Source organism: Flavobacterium sp., from assembly GCF_041392005.1.
Lineage (GTDB): Bacteria > Bacteroidota > Bacteroidia > Flavobacteriales > Flavobacteriaceae > Flavobacterium.
Window position 1 is genome coordinate 60373 of record NZ_JAWKMX010000002.1, and the last position, 18870, is coordinate 79242.

General features: G+C 33.3%; 21 protein-coding genes and 1 pseudogene. 11 read left to right on the forward strand and 11 right to left on the reverse strand.

Annotated elements, in window-relative coordinates; all coding sequences use genetic code 11:
* Positions 1–46 precede the first annotated feature (46 nt).
* The 7 genes and pseudogenes from atpB (at position 47) to R2808_RS01850 (ending at position 6892) form a co-directional block, all read left to right on the forward strand.
* A pseudogene (atpB, locus tag R2808_RS01820) lies at positions 47–1186 on the forward strand (F0F1 ATP synthase subunit A).
* Between the two features lie 37 nt (positions 1187–1223).
* A complete protein-coding gene (gene atpE, locus R2808_RS01825) occupies positions 1224–1415 on the forward strand; it encodes an ATP synthase F0 subunit C (RefSeq protein WP_071671018.1) in 192 nt (63 codons plus the stop codon).
* Positions 1416–1496: 81 nt separating this feature from the next.
* The gene (locus R2808_RS01830) at positions 1497–1997 is read left to right on the forward strand and encodes a F0F1 ATP synthase subunit B (RefSeq protein WP_371269226.1); all 501 of its coding nucleotides are present in this window, start codon (positions 1497–1499) and stop codon (positions 1995–1997) included.
* Between the two features lie 2 nt (positions 1998–1999).
* Entirely contained in the window at positions 2000–2536 is a 537-nt protein-coding gene (gene atpH / locus R2808_RS01835) for an ATP synthase F1 subunit delta (RefSeq protein ID WP_371269227.1), read from the forward strand.
* 36 nt (positions 2537–2572) lie between these two features.
* Positions 2573–4147 (forward strand): F0F1 ATP synthase subunit alpha, encoded by a 1575-nt coding sequence (gene atpA, locus R2808_RS01840; RefSeq protein ID WP_371269228.1) that lies wholly within the window; start codon positions 2573–2575, stop codon positions 4145–4147.
* 70 nt (positions 4148–4217) lie between these two features.
* Positions 4218–5075 (forward strand): ATP synthase F1 subunit gamma, encoded by an 858-nt coding sequence (gene atpG / locus R2808_RS01845; protein ID WP_371269229.1) that lies wholly within the window; start codon positions 4218–4220, stop codon positions 5073–5075.
* Positions 5076–5338: 263 nt separating this feature from the next.
* On the forward strand, positions 5339–6892 hold the full coding sequence (locus R2808_RS01850; protein ID WP_371269230.1) for a T9SS type A sorting domain-containing protein: 1554 nt from the start codon (positions 5339–5341) through the stop codon (positions 6890–6892).
* 2 nt (positions 6893–6894) lie between these two features.
* Here R2808_RS01850 and R2808_RS01855 read toward each other — a convergent pair whose 3' ends face one another.
* The 8 genes from R2808_RS01855 to R2808_RS01890 form a co-directional block, all read right to left on the reverse strand.
* Positions 6895–8055 carry an iron-containing alcohol dehydrogenase gene (locus tag R2808_RS01855; protein WP_371269231.1) on the reverse strand — a complete coding sequence of 387 codons (1161 nt, stop codon included), beginning with the start codon at positions 8053–8055 and terminating at the stop codon, positions 6895–6897.
* A 362-nt stretch (positions 8056–8417) separates the two neighbouring features.
* Positions 8418–8999 carry a nicotinate (nicotinamide) nucleotide adenylyltransferase gene (gene nadD, locus R2808_RS01860; RefSeq protein ID WP_371269233.1) on the reverse strand — a complete coding sequence of 194 codons (582 nt, stop codon included), beginning with the start codon at positions 8997–8999 and terminating at the stop codon, positions 8418–8420.
* 2 nt (positions 9000–9001) lie between these two features.
* The gene (locus R2808_RS01865) at positions 9002–9190 is read right to left on the reverse strand and encodes a hypothetical protein (RefSeq protein WP_371269234.1); all 189 of its coding nucleotides are present in this window, start codon (positions 9188–9190) and stop codon (positions 9002–9004) included.
* Entirely contained in the window at positions 9187–9555 is a 369-nt protein-coding gene (locus R2808_RS01870) for a four helix bundle protein (protein WP_371269235.1), read from the reverse strand. The genes R2808_RS01865 and R2808_RS01870 overlap by 4 nt, the downstream gene beginning before the upstream one ends.
* Before the next feature lie 30 nt (positions 9556–9585).
* Positions 9586–10161 carry a guanylate kinase gene (gmk, locus tag R2808_RS01875; protein ID WP_371269236.1) on the reverse strand — a complete coding sequence of 192 codons (576 nt, stop codon included), beginning with the start codon at positions 10159–10161 and terminating at the stop codon, positions 9586–9588.
* Between the two features lie 88 nt (positions 10162–10249).
* Positions 10250–11110: a YicC/YloC family endoribonuclease gene (locus tag R2808_RS01880; protein ID WP_371269237.1), complete on the reverse strand. Its 861-nt coding sequence runs from the start codon at positions 11108–11110 to the stop codon at positions 10250–10252.
* Positions 11111–11202: 92 nt separating this feature from the next.
* Entirely contained in the window at positions 11203–12093 is an 891-nt protein-coding gene (locus R2808_RS01885) for a DMT family transporter (RefSeq protein WP_371269238.1), read from the reverse strand.
* The gene (locus R2808_RS01890) at positions 12086–12442 is read right to left on the reverse strand and encodes an arsenate reductase family protein (RefSeq protein ID WP_371269240.1); all 357 of its coding nucleotides are present in this window, start codon (positions 12440–12442) and stop codon (positions 12086–12088) included. The genes R2808_RS01885 and R2808_RS01890 overlap by 8 nt, the downstream gene beginning before the upstream one ends.
* Positions 12443–12495: 53 nt before the next feature.
* On the opposite strand from R2808_RS01890, the gene R2808_RS01895 reads away from it, so the two are divergent.
* Together R2808_RS01895 and R2808_RS01900 are read left to right on the forward strand one after the other, a co-directional pair.
* Positions 12496–12948, forward strand: coding sequence for a DinB family protein (locus tag R2808_RS01895; protein WP_371269241.1), 453 nt, complete (start codon positions 12496–12498; stop codon positions 12946–12948).
* Between the two features lie 28 nt (positions 12949–12976).
* Positions 12977–14122: a cystathionine gamma-synthase gene (locus tag R2808_RS01900; RefSeq protein ID WP_371269242.1), complete on the forward strand. Its 1146-nt coding sequence runs from the start codon at positions 12977–12979 to the stop codon at positions 14120–14122.
* Positions 14123–14189: 67 nt separating this feature from the next.
* On the opposite strand, the gene R2808_RS01905 is transcribed toward R2808_RS01900, so the two are convergent.
* On the reverse strand, positions 14190–14915 hold the full coding sequence (locus R2808_RS01905; protein WP_371269244.1) for a glutamate dehydrogenase: 726 nt from the start codon (positions 14913–14915) through the stop codon (positions 14190–14192).
* Between the two features lie 211 nt (positions 14916–15126).
* Here R2808_RS01905 and gdhA point away from each other — a divergent pair, with 211 nt between their 5' ends.
* Entirely contained in the window at positions 15127–16470 is a 1344-nt protein-coding gene (gene gdhA / locus R2808_RS01910) for an NADP-specific glutamate dehydrogenase (RefSeq protein ID WP_371269246.1), read from the forward strand.
* 232 nt (positions 16471–16702) lie between these two features.
* Here the strand turns inward: gdhA and R2808_RS01915 are convergent, their stop codons facing one another.
* Both R2808_RS01915 and R2808_RS01920 read right to left on the reverse strand, forming a co-directional pair.
* Positions 16703–17434 (reverse strand): lysophospholipid acyltransferase family protein, encoded by a 732-nt coding sequence (locus R2808_RS01915; RefSeq protein WP_371269248.1) that lies wholly within the window; start codon positions 17432–17434, stop codon positions 16703–16705.
* Positions 17435–17515: 81 nt separating this feature from the next.
* Positions 17516–17926 (reverse strand): BrxA/BrxB family bacilliredoxin, encoded by a 411-nt coding sequence (locus tag R2808_RS01920; RefSeq protein WP_371269249.1) that lies wholly within the window; start codon positions 17924–17926, stop codon positions 17516–17518.
* A 120-nt stretch (positions 17927–18046) separates the two neighbouring features.
* Here R2808_RS01920 and R2808_RS01925 point away from each other — a divergent pair, with 120 nt between their 5' ends.
* The gene (locus R2808_RS01925; RefSeq protein WP_371269250.1) at positions 18047–18865 is read left to right on the forward strand and encodes a ZIP family metal transporter; all 819 of its coding nucleotides are present in this window, start codon (positions 18047–18049) and stop codon (positions 18863–18865) included.
* Positions 18866–18870: the final 5 nt, after the last annotated feature.

The following is an 18870-nucleotide window of genomic DNA, read 5'->3' on the forward strand; positions in this document are numbered from 1 at the left end:
CCTTTGCAAAAAATTTTAACAACTGTAAAAATTACATTTTATAAATATGGTAATTTTAAAAAAACCACTTCAGTTTGTAGTAGCAATTTTAATTGCATTTATCCCTCTATTTTCTAATGCCGATACGGTAAATGATACAATTGTTGAAAGTGCAGAAGTAATACATGCAGAAAAACCAAAGCACGTTGAAGGAGAAAGTGATTTAAAAACAGAAATAAAAGAATTTATTGGTCATCACCTTTTAGACTCTCACGATTTTCACCTTACATCTTATGTAGATGACAATGGTGCTGAACATCATATAGGGGTTTCATTACCAGTAATTTTATGGGACAATGGTTTGCAAGTTTTTTCTTCATCAAAATTTCATCATGGCGAAAGCGTAGCGGAGGTTAACGGCAACTTTTATAAGCAACACCACGGTAAAATATATAAAGTGTCATCTGTAGCAGATGAAATAAAAATAGATGAGCATGGGCACGCCGAAAATATAAAACCAATAGACTTCTCTATTACAAAAAATGTGGTAATGATGATTGTTGTTGCAATCTTAATGTTTTTATTATTTAGAGGTCTTGCAAAATCATATGCTAAAAACGGAGGTATAGCAACAGGTATTGGTCGTTTTTTCGAACCAATTATTCTTTATATTAGAGACGATATAGCAATTCCAAATATTGGTAAAGATTAAAAAAAATATATGAGTTATTTGTTAACGATATTTTTCTTTATTTGGTTTTTAAATTTATTTGGATTAACACCACTAGGGTTAATGTTACAGGAAATATTGCAGTAACAGCAGCATTAGCTATTTTAACCTATTTAATTACAACGTTTACGGCTAAAAAGATTATTGAAACATATTTTCTGGATGCCAGGAGTTCCTGTTCCTATGAAAATTATTTTAGCCCCTATAGAATTACTAGGAACAATTATTAAACCTTTCTCTTTAATGATTCGTTTGTATGCAAATATAGTAGCAGGACACGTGGTGTTGATGAGTATTATAGGGTTAATGTTTATCTTTAAAAATTGGTTGGGAAGTAGTTTGTCATTTGTTTTGGCATTTGCACTTTCCTTGTTAGAAATATTGGTTGCTGCTTTACAAGCGTATATTTTTACAATGTTATCGGCTTTATATTTTGGGGCAGCTAGCGAAGAGCATCATCACGATGAGGCTCATTAATAAATAGAATGTTAAATTTAATAAATATATATACATTATGACTATTCCAAACATTGTAGGTGCAGGTTTAATCGTTATTGGTGCTGGTTTAGGTATCGGTAAAATTGGTGGTTCTGCTATGGATGCTATTGCTCGTCAGCCAGAAGCATCGGGTAAAATTCAAACAGCTATGTTAATTGCTGCTGCACTTATCGAAGGTATCGGTTTCGCTGCATTATTCGCATCGTAAATCAAAAAGTAATAACAGTTACAACGGTTGGTTGTAACTGTTATTTTTAAAAAAAGTAGTAAAAAAGAATTCATATATAATATGGAAAAATTAATAGAACAATTTTCAATAGGTTTATTTTTTTGGCAGTTTATCCTTTTTGTAGGATTAGTTTTGTTGCTTAAAAAGTTTGCTTGGAAACCTATTTTAGAGGCAGTTAACTCTAGAGAAGAGGGTATAAAAAATGCTTTATTAGCAGCAGAAAACGCCAAAAAAGATTTAGCTAATTTACAGGCAGATAATGAAAAATTATTGGCTGAAGCTAGAGCAGAGCGCGATACAATGTTAAAAGAAGCTCGTGAAATTAAAGAAAAAATGATTGCCGATGCTAAAAACGAAGCGCAAGAACAAGGCAATAAAATGATTGCACAAGCAAAAGCATCAATCGAAAGCGAAAAAAATGCCGCTATGGCAGAGCTTAAAGCACAAGTTTCTACATTATCAGTAGAAATTGCTGAAAAATTATTGAAACAAGAATTAGCTAACAAAGAAAATCAAACTAAATTAGTTGAGAAAATGTTAGCCGACGCTAAATTAAACTAATTATGGCAAACAGTAGAGCAGCTATTCGATACGCAAAAGCTATACTCGATATTGCGACTGCAAATAATTCAGCAGATGCAGTATTGTCGGATATGAATTCAATTACTAAAGCGGTAAACGATTCTAAAGAGTTGCAAACTTTTTTAGCAAATCCAGTTATTAGCGGTCAATTAAAATTTAATGCTTTAGCTGAAGTTTTCGCATCAGTTCAATCAGAAACTAAAGGTCTGTTTCAATTGCTGTTAACAAATAAACGATTTGAAATTTTACCCGAAATTGCCAATCAGTTTCAAAACTTATATAACGATAAAAATGGAATTGAAGATGCTGTAGTAACTACGGCTATTCCATTAACATCAGATTTAGAAACAAAAGTTTTAGCAAAAGTAAAAGAGTTTTCAAATAAGAAAGTTACGCTAACCAATGTAATTGACCCTGAAATTATAGGTGGATTTGTTTTAAGAATAGGCGATAAACAATATAATGCGTCTGTTGCAAACAGATTGCAACAATTAAAAAGAGAATTTAGTAACAATTAATATAAGCGCACTTTAGTGTTAAAATAATATAACAAGATGGCTGAAATTAAACCTGCTGAAATATCAGCAATATTAAAAAAACAATTATCCGATTTTCAATCGGGTGCTACTTTAGAAGAAGTTGGAACAGTGTTACAAGTGGGTGATGGTATTGCTCGTGTTTACGGATTGTCTAATGCTCAATATGGCGAGTTAGTTCAGTTCGAAAACGGATTAGAAGCAATGGTACTTAACTTAGAGGAAGATAATGTAGGTGTAGTATTGTTAGGTCCTTCAACAGGAATTAAAGAAGGTTCAACAGTTAAAAGAACACAACGTATCGCTTCATTAAAAGTAGGCGAGCAAATGGTGGGCCGTGTTGTAGATACGCTAGGAAATCCTATTGATGGTAAAGGTCCTATAGGTGGCGATTTATACGAAATGCCGCTAGAACGTAAAGCACCAGGAGTAATTTTCCGTCAACCGGTAAACGAACCATTACAAACAGGTATTAAAGCAATCGACGCCATGATTCCTGTAGGTCGTGGGCAACGTGAGTTGGTAATTGGCGACCGTCAAACAGGTAAAACAACCGTTTGTATCGATACGATCCTAAACCAAAAAGAATTTTACGATGCTGGTAAACCAGTATTTTGTATATATGTAGCCGTAGGTCAAAAAGCATCTACAGTTGCTGCTATTGCTAAAACATTAGAAGATAAAGGCGCAATGGCTTATACGGTTATTGTTGCTGCAAATGCTTCTGATCCTGCTCCTATGCAAGTTTACGCACCGTTTGCGGGTGCTGCAATTGGTGAGTATTTCCGCGATACAGGCCGTCCTGCATTAATTGTTTACGATGATTTATCGAAACAAGCGGTAGCTTATCGTGAAGTATCATTATTATTAAGAAGACCGCCAGGACGCGAGGCTTATCCTGGAGACGTTTTCTATCTTCACTCTCGTTTATTAGAACGTGCGGCTAAAGTTATTGCAGATGATGATATTGCTAAAAATATGAACGATTTACCAGAATCTTTACGTCCAATCGTAAAAGGTGGTGGTTCGTTAACGGCTTTACCAATTATTGAAACGCAAGCAGGTGACGTATCGGCTTATATTCCAACAAACGTAATTTCAATTACAGACGGACAAATTTTCTTAGAATCAGATTTATTTAACTCAGGTGTTCGTCCAGCAATTAACGTAGGTATTTCGGTATCGCGTGTAGGTGGTTCGGCGCAAATTAAATCGATGAAAAAGGTAGCAGGTACATTAAAATTAGACCAAGCACAATATCGCGAGCTTGAAGCTTTCGCTAAATTTGGTTCAGATTTAGATGCGGCTACAATGAATGTAATTGAAAAAGGGAAACGTAACGTAGAAATTTTAAAACAAGCCGTAAACGACCCTTACACAGTAGAAGATCAAGTAGCAATTATTTATGCGGGTTCTAAAAACTTGTTACGTAACGTTCCTGTAGAAAAAGTAAAAGAGTTTGAAGCAGACTTTTTAGAATATTTAAACGCGAAACATAGAGATACATTAGACGCTTTAAAAGCAGGTAAATTTACCGATGAAATTACGGATGTATTAGCAAAAGTAGCAAAAGAAATTTCGGCAAAATATTAATTTAAGTGATTAGTGAATAGTGATTAGTGAAAAGCTAATTACTTTCATTAATTACTAATTACTTTAAAAGATGGCAAACTTAAAAGAAATTAGAAATAGAATTAGTTCTGTTCAGTCAACGATGCAGATTACATCGGCGATGAAAATGGTTTCGGCGGCAAAGCTAAAAAAAGCACAAGATGCTATTACAGCTATGCGTCCGTATGCTGAAAAACTAACAGAATTATTACAAAATTTAAGTGCTACTTTAGAAGGCGACAACGGCGGAGCTTTTGCAGAACAAAGAGAAGTAAAAAAAGTGCTTTTAGTTGCTATAACATCAAACAGAGGTTTGTGTGGTGCATTTAATACTAATGTTATTAAAACAACAAACAATAGAGCACAATTTTATCAAGGAAAAACAGTAGATGTACTAGCTATTGGTAAAAAAGGAAACGATATTTTATCGAAAAACTATACAGTTATCGAAAATAAAAGTTCAGTTTTTGATGATTTAACCTTCGATAATGTAGCAGAAATTGCGCAAAACCTAATGAATAAATTTGCTGCTGGCGATTACGATAAAATAGAAATTATTTACAATCATTTTAAAAATGCAGCAACACAAGTAGTTAAAACCGAGCAGTTTTTACCATTAGAACCTATTACTGGTGGAGAGGCAATTCCGTCCGATTATATTTTCGAACCTTCGAAAGAAGAAATTGTGTTAACGTTAATTCCAAAATCTTTAAAAACACAATTATATAAAGCTATTCGCGATTCATTTGCATCAGAACATGGAGCACGTATGACAGCGATGCACAAAGCAACCGATAATGCAACGGAATTAAGAAACCAATTAAAGTTAACCTACAACAAAGCACGCCAAGCTTCAATTACAGGCGAAATTTTAGAAATTGTAGGAGGAGCGGAAGCGTTAAACGGATAATTGGGAAACGAAGTTTTCAAATCCACAAAAGCGAAGCGTTAAACGGATAATTGGGAAACGAAGTTTTCAAATCCACAAAAGCGAAGCGTTAAACGGATAATTGGGAAACGAAGTTTTCAAATTCATAAAAGCGAAGCGTTAAACGGATAATTGGGAAACGAAGTTTTCAAATCCACAAAAGCGAAGCGTTAAACGGATAAAATAATAGTAAAAAGCCAAACTTTTGTTTGGCTTTTTATTTTAAATTTGTTTTATATAAAAAGATGAAAGTAATTGCAAAATTGTACGGTTTACTTATTACTAGTGCTTTATTGGCTCAAACTCCTAATATTAGCTATAATACACCTAATAGTTTTGTAATTAACCAACCAATAACGGCTTTATTTTCTATTAACACAGGTGGAAATATTCCTACAGAAGCCACGGTTTCAACATTTGCAGGCACAGGAACAATAGGTTCAACAGATGCAAACGGAACTTCAAGTCAATTTTATTACCCAACAGTAGTTGTATTAGACAATACAAATGCTATAATAGTTGTAGATAGAAGCAATCATAAAATTAGAAAAATAGATTCTTTAGGAAATGTAACTACAATTGCAGGAACTGGAACTATTGGTTCTGCAGACGGAACAGCTTTGTCGGCTACATTTAAATATCCAGACGGCGCTATTGTTGATTCGTATGGAAATATCTTTATAACCGACCAAAGTAACCATAGAATTAGAAAAATAGACGTTTTAGGCAACGTAACAACCTTTGCTGGGGGAACAGCAGGATATTTAGATGGAATAGGCGTAGAAGCAAAGTTTTATTACCCTGCGGCTATGGCAATAGATAATAACGATAATTTATTTATTGCCGATTGGGGCAATCATTGTATTCGGAAAATTACACCATTAGGTGTTGTTTCTACTTATGCAGGAATTGGCGGTAGTTCAGGAAGTATAGATGGCAATATTTTGATGGCAAAATTTAATGGTCCTACGGGTTTATGTTTCGACAATGATGACAATTTATATGTAGCCGATTATGGTAATCATAAAATTAGAAAAATTGATGCAGGTGTTAATATTACTACTTTTTGCGGAACAGGAACAATCGGAAATACCGATGGAATATCTTCAGTTACTACGTTTAATCACCCTGCAGTTATAGCTTTTGACGGCAATGCTAATTTTTATGTTACAGATGAAGGTAATCATAAAATTAGAAAAATTAATAGTTATGGAACTACATCAACACTAGCAGGAACAGGAACTGGTGGCTTTTTAAATGGAACTGCTTCTGCAGCATTATTCAATAGCGCAACAGGTATTGTGGTAAAAAATAAGAATGAACTTTTTATTGCCGATTATGGTAATCATAGCATTAGAAAAATACAACAATACTTATATACCATTTCGCCCAATTTACCAGAAGGATTGTTGTTTAATGAAGTAACAGGCGAAATTTCGGGAACACCAACACAATTAAGTTCAATGACTGATTATACTGTTACGGCAACTAATGAATTTGGAACAGCTTCAACAATTGTGAGTATTGAAGTTGCAACCTTATCTACAAGTTCATTTCAAAATAAAACCTTTAAAATCTATCCCAATCCGTTTGAAAATGATGTTTTTTTAGATTTTGAGAATGAAATTCCAAAGGAAGTTGTTTTTTATAACACTTTAGGTCAAAAAATATTAAAAGTAGTTCCAACAAGTTTATCTACTAAAATTGATTTTAAAAATCACAATAGTGGAATTTACTTTGTAAAACTAAATTTTGATTCTAAAACAGAAACGTTAAAACTGATTAAAAAACAGAAATGAGCTTAATAGCTCATTTCTACAATCTCTTTTACTTTATCTAAAGTTACCAACTGCTTTTCGCCTAAACCTTTCCAACCTCTTTCTTCAAATCGATTGACGATAAACGAGGCAGTTTCTTTATAATTATCCGTGTTTTCAGATAGTTTTGTTTTCATACCCACACTTTGGAAAAATTTAGTTGTTTTTTCAATCGCTTTATAGGCAATTTCTTCTTCTGTTCCGGTTAAATTCCAAACGCGTTTTCCGTATTGTACTAATTTTTCCTTTTTAGAATCAAACATTACTTTGTATAAATTCGGAGCAATAATTGCCAAGGTTCTCGCATGGTCAATTTCGTATAAAGCGGTTAATTCGTGACCAATCATGTGCGTCGCCCAATCGGTAGGAACACCTTTGTTCAACAATCCATTTAGCGCCATTGTTGCACACCAAACAAAGTTGGAAGCCAATTTATAATCGGTTGGGTTTTCAATTACCTTCGGACCAATTTCTACCAATGTTTGTAAAATGCCTTCGGCAATTCTATCTTGAAGTAAAGCATCATGATTATAGGTTAAATATTGTTCCATTACGTGCGTAAAAGCATCTACCACTCCATTTTGCAATTGTCTTTTCGGTAACGATTCAATAACTGTTGGATCCACAATAGAAAAAACTGGAAATAAAGCACTTCCGCCTAATGTTAATTTTTCTTGCGTAGCTTCAATAGTAATTACAGCACCTGAATTCATTTCAGATCCCGTTGCAGGCAACGTTAAAACCGTTCCAAAAGGAACTATTTTTGAAGAATCTTTAAATAAGATGCGTTTGTGTAAAATATCGGCTTCGTTGCCTTCAAAATGAACCGCTGCCGAAATAAATTTTGTGCCATCAATCACACTTCCGCCGCCAACAGCTAAAATAAAATCAATCTTTTCTTTGCGAATGATTTGAATCGCTTTCATCAAAGTTTCAAAACGAGGATTGGGTTCAATTCCGCCGAACTCTATTACTTCAACTCCAGAAAGTGCAGCTTTAACTTGGTCGTAAACACCATTTTTAAAAATACTTCCACCACCATAAGTTAAAAGTATTTTTTTAGAAGTTACTAAATCAGAAAGTTTTGCGATTTGTCCTTTCCCAAAGATATAGTTTACAGGATTGTATAATTCAAAATTGTTCATAGCTATTATTTTGACTCAAAGTTACAAAAAGCTATTGGGAACAGATTGTAAAGGAATGTTAAGGTTCTATTTAAACAGAAAGACTATAATTATACTAACAAAAAAATATAGAAATGGAATTGCTGAAAAAATTAACCAGAAAATATCAGGTTTTGACTTAATATTAATTTCTTTATACATCAAAATACTATTAACAAATGACCAAATAAAGCTTCCAAATGAGCAAATAAAAATTGTTAAACTTAAATATTTATAAATATAAGTTCCTCTAAAGTAATCACTTACATTGCCTAAAATAATTGAAGCAACAAATATTATAATAATAAATAAAGTTGCTTTTTTTGTCCAATGTAGTTTTGAAATCATTTCTTATAAAATAAATTATGTTCTACATATTCCCAAACTTTTGAAGGTAACATAGGTGTGATATTTTTTCCTTCTTTAATGCTGTTGCGAATAAATGTCGATGATAATTCCACAACTGGCGCACCAACACGATGAATTTTAGGATGATTGACAAACTGTTCGTCTATTTCTCCCGAATTTAATCTTGGATACACATAAACCTCATGATTTTGTAGAATGACTTCGTAGTTTTTCCATTTGTGAAGCGAATTGAGATTGTCTTCACCCATGATTAATGAGAAAGTATGAGTTGGAAATTTTTCTTGTAAATGCGCTAATGTATTTACCGTATAATTAGGTTGCGGTAACTTAAATTCAATATCAGAAGGTTGAATTTTAGGATAATCTTCCGTTGCCAAATGTACCATGTGTAAACGATGGTAATCATCAAGTAATGTACTTTTCTTTTTATGCGGATTGTGCGGTGTAACTACCATCCAAATTTGGTCTAAATCAGAATGCTCTGCCATATGATTGGCAATAATTAAATGACCAATGTGAATAGGGTTAAAGGTTCCGAAGTAGAGTCCGATTTTCATGTTTAATGACAATTTGAATTGTAAAATTCTACAATTTCTTCTAAATTTTTCTTTTTAAATTCTTTGTTTTCAACTTTAGAGATTAATTTTTGACAATCCTTAAAATAATTATTTATAAACTTTTTAAAACTATTGCCAATATAACCAAATGCGGCACATTTTTCCGCAACATCTTCTGTTTGTTTTTTCACGTAATAAGTTGATTTACTGTTAAATCCACCCATTCCACTTCCTCCAAAATTTCCAGTATAACTTGTATTGTCTTGATAATATAATCTGTAATAAAACCTAATTCTTTAGCAATAATTAATTGGGTTTCGAGCTCAAATAATGAACCTCGAGAAATATCTAAAAAGTGACCAAATGATTTATCAGTATTTCTCCCATAACCTTCCGCAATATTAGAAGGAACTGAAACGGATGCCCTTTTTAATTGATTTGAAAGAGCATATATTTCGTCTTGAGGAAAAGTTTTTACAATTTGATAAACTATTTTAACAATTGAAATTCCTTTCTGCCAAATTAATAAGTCTTTATATGATTTTATTTCATTCATTTTAGCTAATTACTAATCACTAGTTACTAATTACTTTTCAGATATGAACTTCTTCACTAATTGATAAGCTTCTTCCTTTGCAATATCTAAATCATAATTTTTTATGATGGTGTCAAACTGAGGCGCAGTTGCTAATTCTACGTGTGCTTTGGCAATGCGCATATTAATTTTGTCATCGCTTTCGGTAGAACGTTGTTTTAATCGACGTTTTAATTCGTCAACACTTGGTGGTTTTACAAATACGGCTAATGTTTCTTGGGGAAATTTCTTTTTAATACGCAAACCTCCGGCTACGTCAATATCGAAAATAACGTGTTTTCCTTTTGCCCAAATGCGTTCTACTTCGGCTTTTAACGTTCCGTAGAAATTATCGGTATAAACTTCTTCCCATTCTACAAAATCTTCGGCTTTAATGTGTTTTTTAAAGTTATCCCACGAAATAAAGTAATAATCTTTACCATCTTGTTCTTCTCCTCTTGGTTTACGAGTAGTACATGAAATAGAAAATTCTAAGTTTAAATCTTCTTTATCCAATAAATGTCTTACTATAGTTGTTTTTCCTGAACCCGAAGGTGCTGAGAATACGATTAGTTTTCCTTTAGTCATAGTGTTGTTTTTTAACCTGCAAGGTTTATTGAACCTTGCAGGTTTGATTTATTTATATCTACAAGGTTTTTAAAACTTTGCAGAATTTTTACAGAACATTTAAAACCTGTTCTTTTATTTTTTCGAGTTCGTCTTTCATCATTACCACCAATTTTTGCATTTCGGCATGGTTTGATTTGGAACCCATAGTATTAATTTCGCGACCAATTTCTTGGGTAATGAAACCTAATTTTCTGCCATTAGCTTCATTTCTATCCATAGTTTGTAGAAAGTAATCCAAATGGTTGCTTAGGCGTACTTTTTCTTCGGTTATGTCTAATTTTTCAAGATAATAAATTAACTCTTGTTCAAAACGATTTTCATCAACCGTAACTTTTAGCTCGTCTATAGCGTTTTGTAATCGTTCTTTTATTAAAATAATTCTTTCAGGAGCAAGGGCAACCGTTTCATTCATAAATCGACGAATATTTTCGATACGATTTCTGAATTCTTTTTCTAAAGATAAGCCTTCGTCTTCTCTAAAGTTTTTAATATTAACAAGTGCTTCATCAACTAGTTTTAGAATTTGCGCATGTTCATTGTCATCAATTTCTTCGCGATCTGTTTTTAAAGCATCGGGCATACGAACAGCCATTTTCATTAATTCTGTTTCATCAGCATTGGGTAAAATAGCTTTCATTTGTGCAATGTAGCCTTTTACAATGGGCCCATTAACTTTAGCTGTAGTATCTTCGCCAGTAATTTCTACAAATAAAGAAAAATCAATTTTTCCGCGTTCTAATTGTTGTGAAATGGTATTGCGTAAGCTTAATTCTATATCTCTAAATGCGGCGGGCATACGTACATTTAAATCGAGTCCTTTGCTGTTTAAAGATTTTATTTCTACGGTAATTTTTTTTGTTGGTAACTGCACAAAAGCTTTGCCAAAACCAGTCATTGATACAATCATACGGTATATTTTATAAAAGTTTCAAAGATAATTAAAAGTTGTGAGTTATGAGTTATGAGTTATAAGTTAAGAAAAAAGATGTTTTAAAAAAATTATGAAGCACTCATTTTCTTTTTAGTTACCAAATACACCCCAACAAAAATGAATAAAGCCGAAATTATTTTTACATTATTTAAACTATCTTTTCCTAAACCAACGGCAATAATGCTAGCAAATAGTGGCTGTAAATAAATAAACACGGAAAGCGTAGTGGGTTTTAATATACGAATTGCCGAAAGGTTAATTAAATACGCTAAAAACGTTGTAAATACTACTAAATAGCCGATTTCTAAACAGATAGTAGTCGGAGTTTTTACCCAATTAATTTCTGAAAACTCACTGAGTCCAAATGGCAACACATACAGTAATCCAAATGTATAAATCCATTTAATAAAAGTAAGTGGACTGTATTTTGCTGCAATTGGTTTTACTAAAATTAAATATACAGCATAAGATGAAGCATTTACAAAAACTAAAAAATTTCCCCAATTAGCATTTGATGCGTTTTCAATAGATTTTCCGTAAAGTATTAAAACAGAAGCGCCAGTTAGTCCAATTAATATTCCTATTATCTTTTTAATTTCTAATCGTTCTTTTAGTAATATAGAAGAAAGCACAAGGACTAAAATTGGTGCAGTTACCATAATAACTGCGGCACTTATTGGCGATGTATAACTTAAACCTTTAAAAAAAGTAAGTTGGTTAAATGCCACACCAAAAAATGCAGCCGCCATAATTCGAGGAAAATCTTTTTTGTCAATTTTTTCCTTAGCTAGAAAAAGGGAAACCAACCAAAACAATAAACATGCACCTAAAACTCTAATTAATATTAACCCAAAAGGTTGCACATACGTAGGCATTACATCTTTTGCTACAGTAAAAGTTGCGCCATAAATTAACGCAACAAATGTGGCGCCCAATAATGCCCAACTTCGACTAGTCATTGCTAAGTTTTGAAATGGCGGCATCAACCACTTTTACACTATTACCCACAAAAATAGATTGATCAATAATGATAACGGGACGATTTAAAAAAGTATAATGGTCTAATATATAGCGTTTAAAATCAGCTTCTTCTAATTTTTCATCTTTTAAGCCCATTTCTTTGTACAACTTGGCTCGCTTGCTAAACAATATTTCATAACTTCCTGTAAGTGCATACATTTCTTCCAATTGTTTTACGGTAATCGGTCGTTCTTTAATATCTTGAAGTTCAAAAGTTTCTAAGTTTGGAAGCGATTTTAAAATACGTTTACATGTATCGCACGTTTTTAAATAATAAATTTTTCGCATGGTCAATAAGATTTGGTTACCTTCGTATAGAATGCAAATTTATAAAATGTATAATGGAAACAAGTTTTAATATAGCAAATGCTAACAGAAATATTTTGTTAGGCTTTATGAATGAATTAAATTTTAACCAACTTACGACTATTCCTTCTGGTTTTAAAAACAACATTATTTGGAATATTGGACACATCGTAGTGGTTCAGCAATTGTTGGTGTATCATTTATCGGGTTTGCCACCAAAAATTTCAATAGAAATAATTGAAAAATTTAAAAAAGGAACGTTACCACAAAATATAACCGAGGAAGACGTTGCCGAAATAAAAGCATTACTTTTTTCTACCATTGAAACAACAAAAATTGACTATCAAAATAATGTTTTTGTAGATTATACACCCTTTACAACCATGTCTGGTTTTACGGTTGATTCGGCAAAAACAGCTATTGAATTCAATAATTTTCACGAAGGTGTTCATATAGGAATTATTATGCAGTTGAGAAAATTTATCTAATTTGTTACCTTTGCAAAAAATAAAAGAAATGAAATTTAATACCAAAACCATACACGGTGGTCAACACCACGAAAAAGTTACAGGCGCTGTAATGCCGCCTGTTTTTCAAACGTCAACATTTGCACAAGTATCGCCTGGAAAACCAGTGGGAGAATATGAATACAGTCGTGCGGCAAACCCTACCCGAACCGCATTAGAAGACGCTTTAGCAAGTATAGAAAACGGAACACGAGGTTTAGCATTTGCATCGGGTTTAGCAGCTACAGATTCGGTTATGAAATTGCTGAAACCAGGAGATGAGGTAATTGCTACTGATGATTTATATGGCGGAACGTACAGAATGTTTGCTCGAATTTATCAAGATTTTGGATTAAAATTCCATTTTGTTGATATGACGGATTTGGCAAAACTAGAATCGTTGATTAATCAAAATACAAAATTAATTTGGGTGGAAACGCCAACCAACCCATTAATGAAATTGACAGATATTGAAGCAGTTGCTAAAATTTCTAAAAAACACAAGTTGCTATTTGCTGTTGATAATACATTTGCAACACCTTATTTACAAAAACCACTCGATTTAGGAGCAGATATTGTTATGCACTCAGCTACTAAATATTTAGGTGGTCATTCTGATGTTATTGCGGGAGCATTAATTGTAAAAGACCCAGCATTAGGCGAAAAACTGCATTTTGCACAATTTGCAACTGGTGGCACTTTAGGGCCTATGGATAGTTATTTAGTGTTACGAGGTATTAAAACCTTGCATTTACGTATGCAACGCCATAGCGAAAATGGGCAAAAAGTAGCAGAATATTTAGCGTCTCATCCAGCAATTGAAAAAGTATATTATCCTGGACTTGCATCGCACCCAAATTATGAAATTGCTAAAAAACAAATGATTGGCGGATTTGGCGGAATGGTAACCTTTACTTTTAAATCAGGTAAATTAGCAGATGCAGTTCGATTTTTAGAAAAACTGAAAGTATTTACCCTTGCAGAATCATTAGGTGGTGTAGAATCATTAGCAAATCACCCAACATCAATGACACACGCTTCGGTTCCTGCAGAAAAGCGTGCCGAAATTGGAATTACCGACGATTTAGTAAGATTAAGTGTTGGTGTAGAAGATATTGATGATTTAGTAACTGATTTAGAACAAGCCTTGTCATAAAAGGTTTTTTATAAAAGAAAAGACTCGAAATTAGAATTTCGAGTCTTTTCTTTTATATCGTAAAATATTAATCTAAGTAATAAATATATCCAACACTCAGCCATAAGTTCCAATCGTTGGCTTTGTTTTCTTCCCATAAATCAGGATTTTTCTTTAAACCATCTACCCAATCGTCAAAATAGTATTGCCAGCGTAATTCTAAAAATAAATCCGACATTTCTGTAAGTTTATATCGTGTTCCTATAGAAGAAACTACAGACCAAGTGCTACCACCTTCTGTTGACCAACTATGAGGTAAATATCGAGGATATACGTTAGCAGTATTGTCTAATCCTCCTGGTAATTCAGAATAAGTGTTATTGTCGTAAAAAGAATAATGAACACCTAAAGCAACAAACGGCCCAAGAGAACCCACTTTAGCAGTAAATTCGCGTATGCTCCAAGGGAAATATTCTAATTGCATACCAATATCGGTTACTTTTGCTTCGCCTTTCATAGCTTTTAGCTGTCTTCCCCAAATAGAATTTTTTTCAGCCCACTTGCCGTAGTGTTGTAGTTTTGTGCTGTTGTATGATAATTCTGAACGAAGTTTAAAGTGGTCGTTAAAGTAGGTATCAGGACGATAACAATTACATTCTGCGCTGTAAGCAAAGTTTAAATAATGAACTAATCCTACGCCAAAACCCGTATTCCCTGCATTAGTTTCAAAATCACCACGAATTCCAAAATCCGATTGAAAGGCTACACCTCCAACGAATGCTCCAACTTCATGAGATAATCCGAACTGAGCCATTGTAGAAAAAGGCAATAATATCAATACAAATATTGAATGCTTGAATCGTTTGTACATTGCTAAAAAAATGATTTATTATAGACAAATATATAAAAACAATAGAAACTTAAAACAAAAAACACATTTAATTATAAAAAAAACACAAAAATAACATTGCCTTTATCTTTATATGTATATTTGTGCAACAAATTAATTACTAAATAAATGTAATATGAAAGAAAGTGTAAAAGCTTTTATTGATTCTGTTGCAGTACGCAACGGAAACGAGCCAGAATTTATGCAGGCAGTACAAGAAGTTGCTGAAACTGTTATTCCGTTTATTGAGGAAAATCCAAAATATCAAGGTAAAATGTTACTCGAAAGAATGGTAGAACCAGAACGCGTAATTATGTTTCGAATAGCTTGGGTAGATGACGCTGGCAAAACACAAGTTAATAGAGGTTATAGAATACAAATGAATTCGGCTATTGGTCCATACAAAGGAGGGATTCGTTTTCATCCTTCGGTAAACCTAAGTATTTTAAAATTTTTGGCATTTGAACAAGTTTTTAAAAATTCGTTAACTACATTGCCTATGGGTGGTGGTAAAGGCGGTTCAGATTTTGATCCAAAAGGAAAGTCAGACGTTGAAATTATGCGTTTTTGCCAAGCGTTTATGACCGAGTTACAACGCCATATTGGTGCCGATACCGACGTACCAGCTGGAGATATTGGTGTAGGCGGTAGAGAAGTAGGTTATATGTTTGGTCAATATAAAAAAATACGTAATGAGTTTACTGGAGTTTTAACAGGAAAAGGAATTTCATTTGGAGGTTCATTAATCCGACCAGAAGCAACAGGATACGGAAATGTATATTTTGCTCAAAATATGTTAGCCACTAAAGGCGATAGCTTTAACGGAAAAACAGTTGTAGTATCAGGTTCTGGTAATGTGGCTCAATATGCTATTCAAAAAGCAACTGAGCTAGGAGGTAAGGTAGTTACTGCTTCAGATTCTTCGGGTTACATTTACGACGCTGATGGTATTGATGCCGAAAAATTAGCCTACATAATGGACATTAAAAATGTTCGTTATGGAAGAATTAATGAATATACGCAAAAGTATCCAAATGCTAAATTTGTTGAAGGTAAACGCCCTTGGGAGGTAAAATGTGATATTGCTTTGCCATGTGCAACACAAAATGAATTAAATGGGGAAGAAGCTAAAATGCTTATTGCAAACGGTTGTAAAGTAGTTTCAGAAGGTGCAAATATGCCTTCTACTCCAGAAGCGGTTGAAGTTTTTCATGCCGCTAAAATTTTGTATGCTCCAGGGAAAGCATCAAATGCAGGAGGTGTTGCTACTTCTGGACTAGAAATGTCGCAAAACTCATTACGTTTAAGTTGGTCTAGTGAAGAAGTTGATGAAAAACTGAAAGGGATTATGAAAAACATTCACGAAGCTTGTGTAAAATACGGAAAACAAGCCGATGGTTTTGTAGATTATGTTAAAGGTGCTAATATTGCAGGGTTTGTTAAAGTTGCCGATGCTATGCTAGCACAAGGAGTTGTATAAAATTAAAAATAATTAACCCGTTGGGTGCAATTACTCCAAATCGTCAATTCGAGTAAAATTCTAAAAGAATTTTATATCGAGAATCGATTTGAAAGTAATTTTTCCTAGTTTTTTCGGTACGATTTTCTATCAAAAATCACTCAAACTGACGGAAATAATTACTATACTATAAAAAAAGGAGTCTTTACAAAGACTCCTTTTTTGTTTTTTAAAATAGATGTAGCATAAAACGTTAATTTATTACAGACTGAATAATGTTGCTTTGCGTTTTTTCGAAAATTTCTTCAAAAGTATAATCCGAAATTTTTAACGGCTGATGAACAGTGTGCGTAATTCTATTTCCTAAACCTAACGGAAATGCACCAAATTTCGTCATTTTCCAAGAGTTATTAATAGTAACAGGCACAAAATAAGCATCGGGCGCAAATTTATACAGCATCTTTAGTCCGTTTATAGAAAAAGTTTTTGGTTTTCCAGTTTTACTACGTGTTCCTTCTGGAAAAATAACTACTGAATAATTATTTGCATTAATAAATTCGGCAACACGCTTTATTTCAGGCAAGGCTTGCTTTGGGTCTTTTCTATCGATTAATGCAGAACCGCCGTAGCGTAAATTAAACGAAACACTCGGAATGCCTTTGCCTAATTCTTTTTTACTAATAAATTTAGGATGCCAAGCACGCATAAACCAAATATACGGTGGAATGTCGTATAAACTTTGATGGTTTGAAACTATAATAAGCGGAACATTTTTAGGAACATTTTCAACGCCTTTAAAGTGGTAAGTTGTGCCTAAAATATGAGTACTGCGTATTAAAAACCAATTTAAAACAGCAACACTTTTTTTATGCGCATTATAACCTATTTTTAAACATACCCATTGTATAGGATGAAAAACAAGTAAAATACCAATAAAAACGATTCCAAAAATAACCGATAAAAAATAACTTAAAACTTTTTGCATAATGTGTAAATCGTTTTACAAAAGTAATCAAAAACAAAAAACCATCAATTAAGATGGTTTTTTAAAAGACTAATGTTATAATTAACAAAACTCGTTATACGCATCTTTTAAATTTTCGGCTATCATTTCTGCTGGACGACCTTCGATATGATGGCGTTCTAGCATGTGCACTAATTCACCATTTTTAAATAATGCCATACTTGGCGACGATGGCGGAAAAGGAAACATATGTTCGCGAACTTTATTTACAGCTTCTTTATCTACGCCAGCAAAAGCAGTAAGCAAAAAATTGGGTTTTTTAACATTATCTAAACTCATTTTTGCGCCAGGTCGTGCATTTCGTGCTGCACAACCGCAAACCGAATTAATTACTACTAAGGTAGTTCCTTCTTTTGCTAAAGCTGAGTCAACATCTTGTGCTGTATATAATTCTTGAAATCCGGCTTCAGTAAGCTCAGCTTTCATTGGTTTTACCATTTCTTCTGGATACATATTTTTTTATTTAAAATTTACACCACAAATTTACAAAGTTTTTTTACTGAAGTTTTAAAAGCAATTATAAAAGTACGTTAAAACTTATTATTTTTACCTTTGTAAAAAACTACTTGTTTTATGTTCGATTCAATAATAACTTACTTAGAAAGTATAGACCCTGTATTGGCAGCTTTGTATGCCACTTTATTTACGTGGTTTTTAACCGCTTTAGGTGCGGCATTTGTTTTTTTCTTTAAAACCATGAATCGAACATTGCTCGATGGTATGCTTGGTTTTACAGGCGGTGTTATGGTTGCTGCAAGTTATTGGAGTTTACTCTCACCTGCCATTGAAATGAGTGAAGGCGAAGGATTTGTAAAAGTAATTCCGGCTGCAGTTGGTTTTTTATTAGGTGCTATTTTTTTATTTGGTTTAGATAAAACATTACCCCATTTACATATTAATTTTAAAGAAAGCGAAGGTATAAAATCGCCTTGGCAGCGTACGACACTTTTGGTTTTAGCCATAACACTACATAATATACCCGAAGGATTAGCCGTAGGTGTTTTATTTGGCGGTGTTGCCGCAGGTATTCCCGAAGCAACAATTGCTGGTGCGGTTACGCTTGCAATAGGAATTGGTATTCAAAATTTTCCTGAGGGTATTGCTGTTTCTATGCCGCTACGCCGAATGGGCATGAGTCGTAAAAAAAGTTTTATGTATGGACAAGCTTCTGCAATTGTAGAGCCAATAGCAGGCGTATTAGGTGCAGTTGCCGTTACATTTTTTACGCCAATGTTGCCTTATGCCCTAGCATTTGCAGCAGGAGCTATGATATATGTTGTTGTAGAAGAAGTAATTCCAGAAACACAACAAGATAAAAATACAGATATTGCTACCCTTGGTTTTATAGGTGGATTTATTGTAATGATGAGTCTCGATGTGGCATTAGGCTAGAAAAA

Coding starts and splice junctions, on each gene's coding strand:
- atpE (WP_071671018.1), top strand. CDS start 1,224: ATGACTATTCCAAACATTGTAGGTGCAGGTTTAATCGTTATTGGTGCT.
- R2808_RS01830 (WP_371269226.1), top strand. CDS start 1,497: ATGGAAAAATTAATAGAACAATTTTCAATAGGTTTATTTTTTTGGCAG.
- atpH (WP_371269227.1), top strand. CDS start 2,000: ATGGCAAACAGTAGAGCAGCTATTCGATACGCAAAAGCTATACTCGAT.
- atpA (WP_371269228.1), top strand. CDS start 2,573: ATGGCTGAAATTAAACCTGCTGAAATATCAGCAATATTAAAAAAACAA.
- atpG (WP_371269229.1), top strand. CDS start 4,218: ATGGCAAACTTAAAAGAAATTAGAAATAGAATTAGTTCTGTTCAGTCA.
- R2808_RS01850 (WP_371269230.1), top strand. CDS start 5,339: ATGAAAGTAATTGCAAAATTGTACGGTTTACTTATTACTAGTGCTTTA.
- R2808_RS01855 (WP_371269231.1), bottom strand. CDS start 8,055: ATGAACAATTTTGAATTATACAATCCTGTAAACTATATCTTTGGGAAA.
- nadD (WP_371269233.1), bottom strand. CDS start 8,999: ATGAAAATCGGACTCTACTTCGGAACCTTTAACCCTATTCACATTGGT.
- R2808_RS01870 (WP_371269235.1), bottom strand. CDS start 9,555: ATGAATGAAATAAAATCATATAAAGACTTATTAATTTGGCAGAAAGGA.
- gmk (WP_371269236.1), bottom strand. CDS start 10,161: ATGACTAAAGGAAAACTAATCGTATTCTCAGCACCTTCGGGTTCAGGA.
- R2808_RS01880 (WP_371269237.1), bottom strand. CDS start 11,110: ATGATTGTATCAATGACTGGTTTTGGCAAAGCTTTTGTGCAGTTACCA.
- R2808_RS01885 (WP_371269238.1), bottom strand. CDS start 12,093: ATGACTAGTCGAAGTTGGGCATTATTGGGCGCCACATTTGTTGCGTTA.
- R2808_RS01890 (WP_371269240.1), bottom strand. CDS start 12,442: ATGCGAAAAATTTATTATTTAAAAACGTGCGATACATGTAAACGTATT.
- R2808_RS01895 (WP_371269241.1), top strand. CDS start 12,496: ATGGAAACAAGTTTTAATATAGCAAATGCTAACAGAAATATTTTGTTA.
- R2808_RS01900 (WP_371269242.1), top strand. CDS start 12,977: ATGAAATTTAATACCAAAACCATACACGGTGGTCAACACCACGAAAAA.
- R2808_RS01905 (WP_371269244.1), bottom strand. CDS start 14,915: ATGGCTCAGTTCGGATTATCTCATGAAGTTGGAGCATTCGTTGGAGGT.
- gdhA (WP_371269246.1), top strand. CDS start 15,127: ATGAAAGAAAGTGTAAAAGCTTTTATTGATTCTGTTGCAGTACGCAAC.
- R2808_RS01915 (WP_371269248.1), bottom strand. CDS start 17,434: ATGCAAAAAGTTTTAAGTTATTTTTTATCGGTTATTTTTGGAATCGTT.
- R2808_RS01920 (WP_371269249.1), bottom strand. CDS start 17,926: ATGTATCCAGAAGAAATGGTAAAACCAATGAAAGCTGAGCTTACTGAA.
- R2808_RS01925 (WP_371269250.1), top strand. CDS start 18,047: ATGTTCGATTCAATAATAACTTACTTAGAAAGTATAGACCCTGTATTG.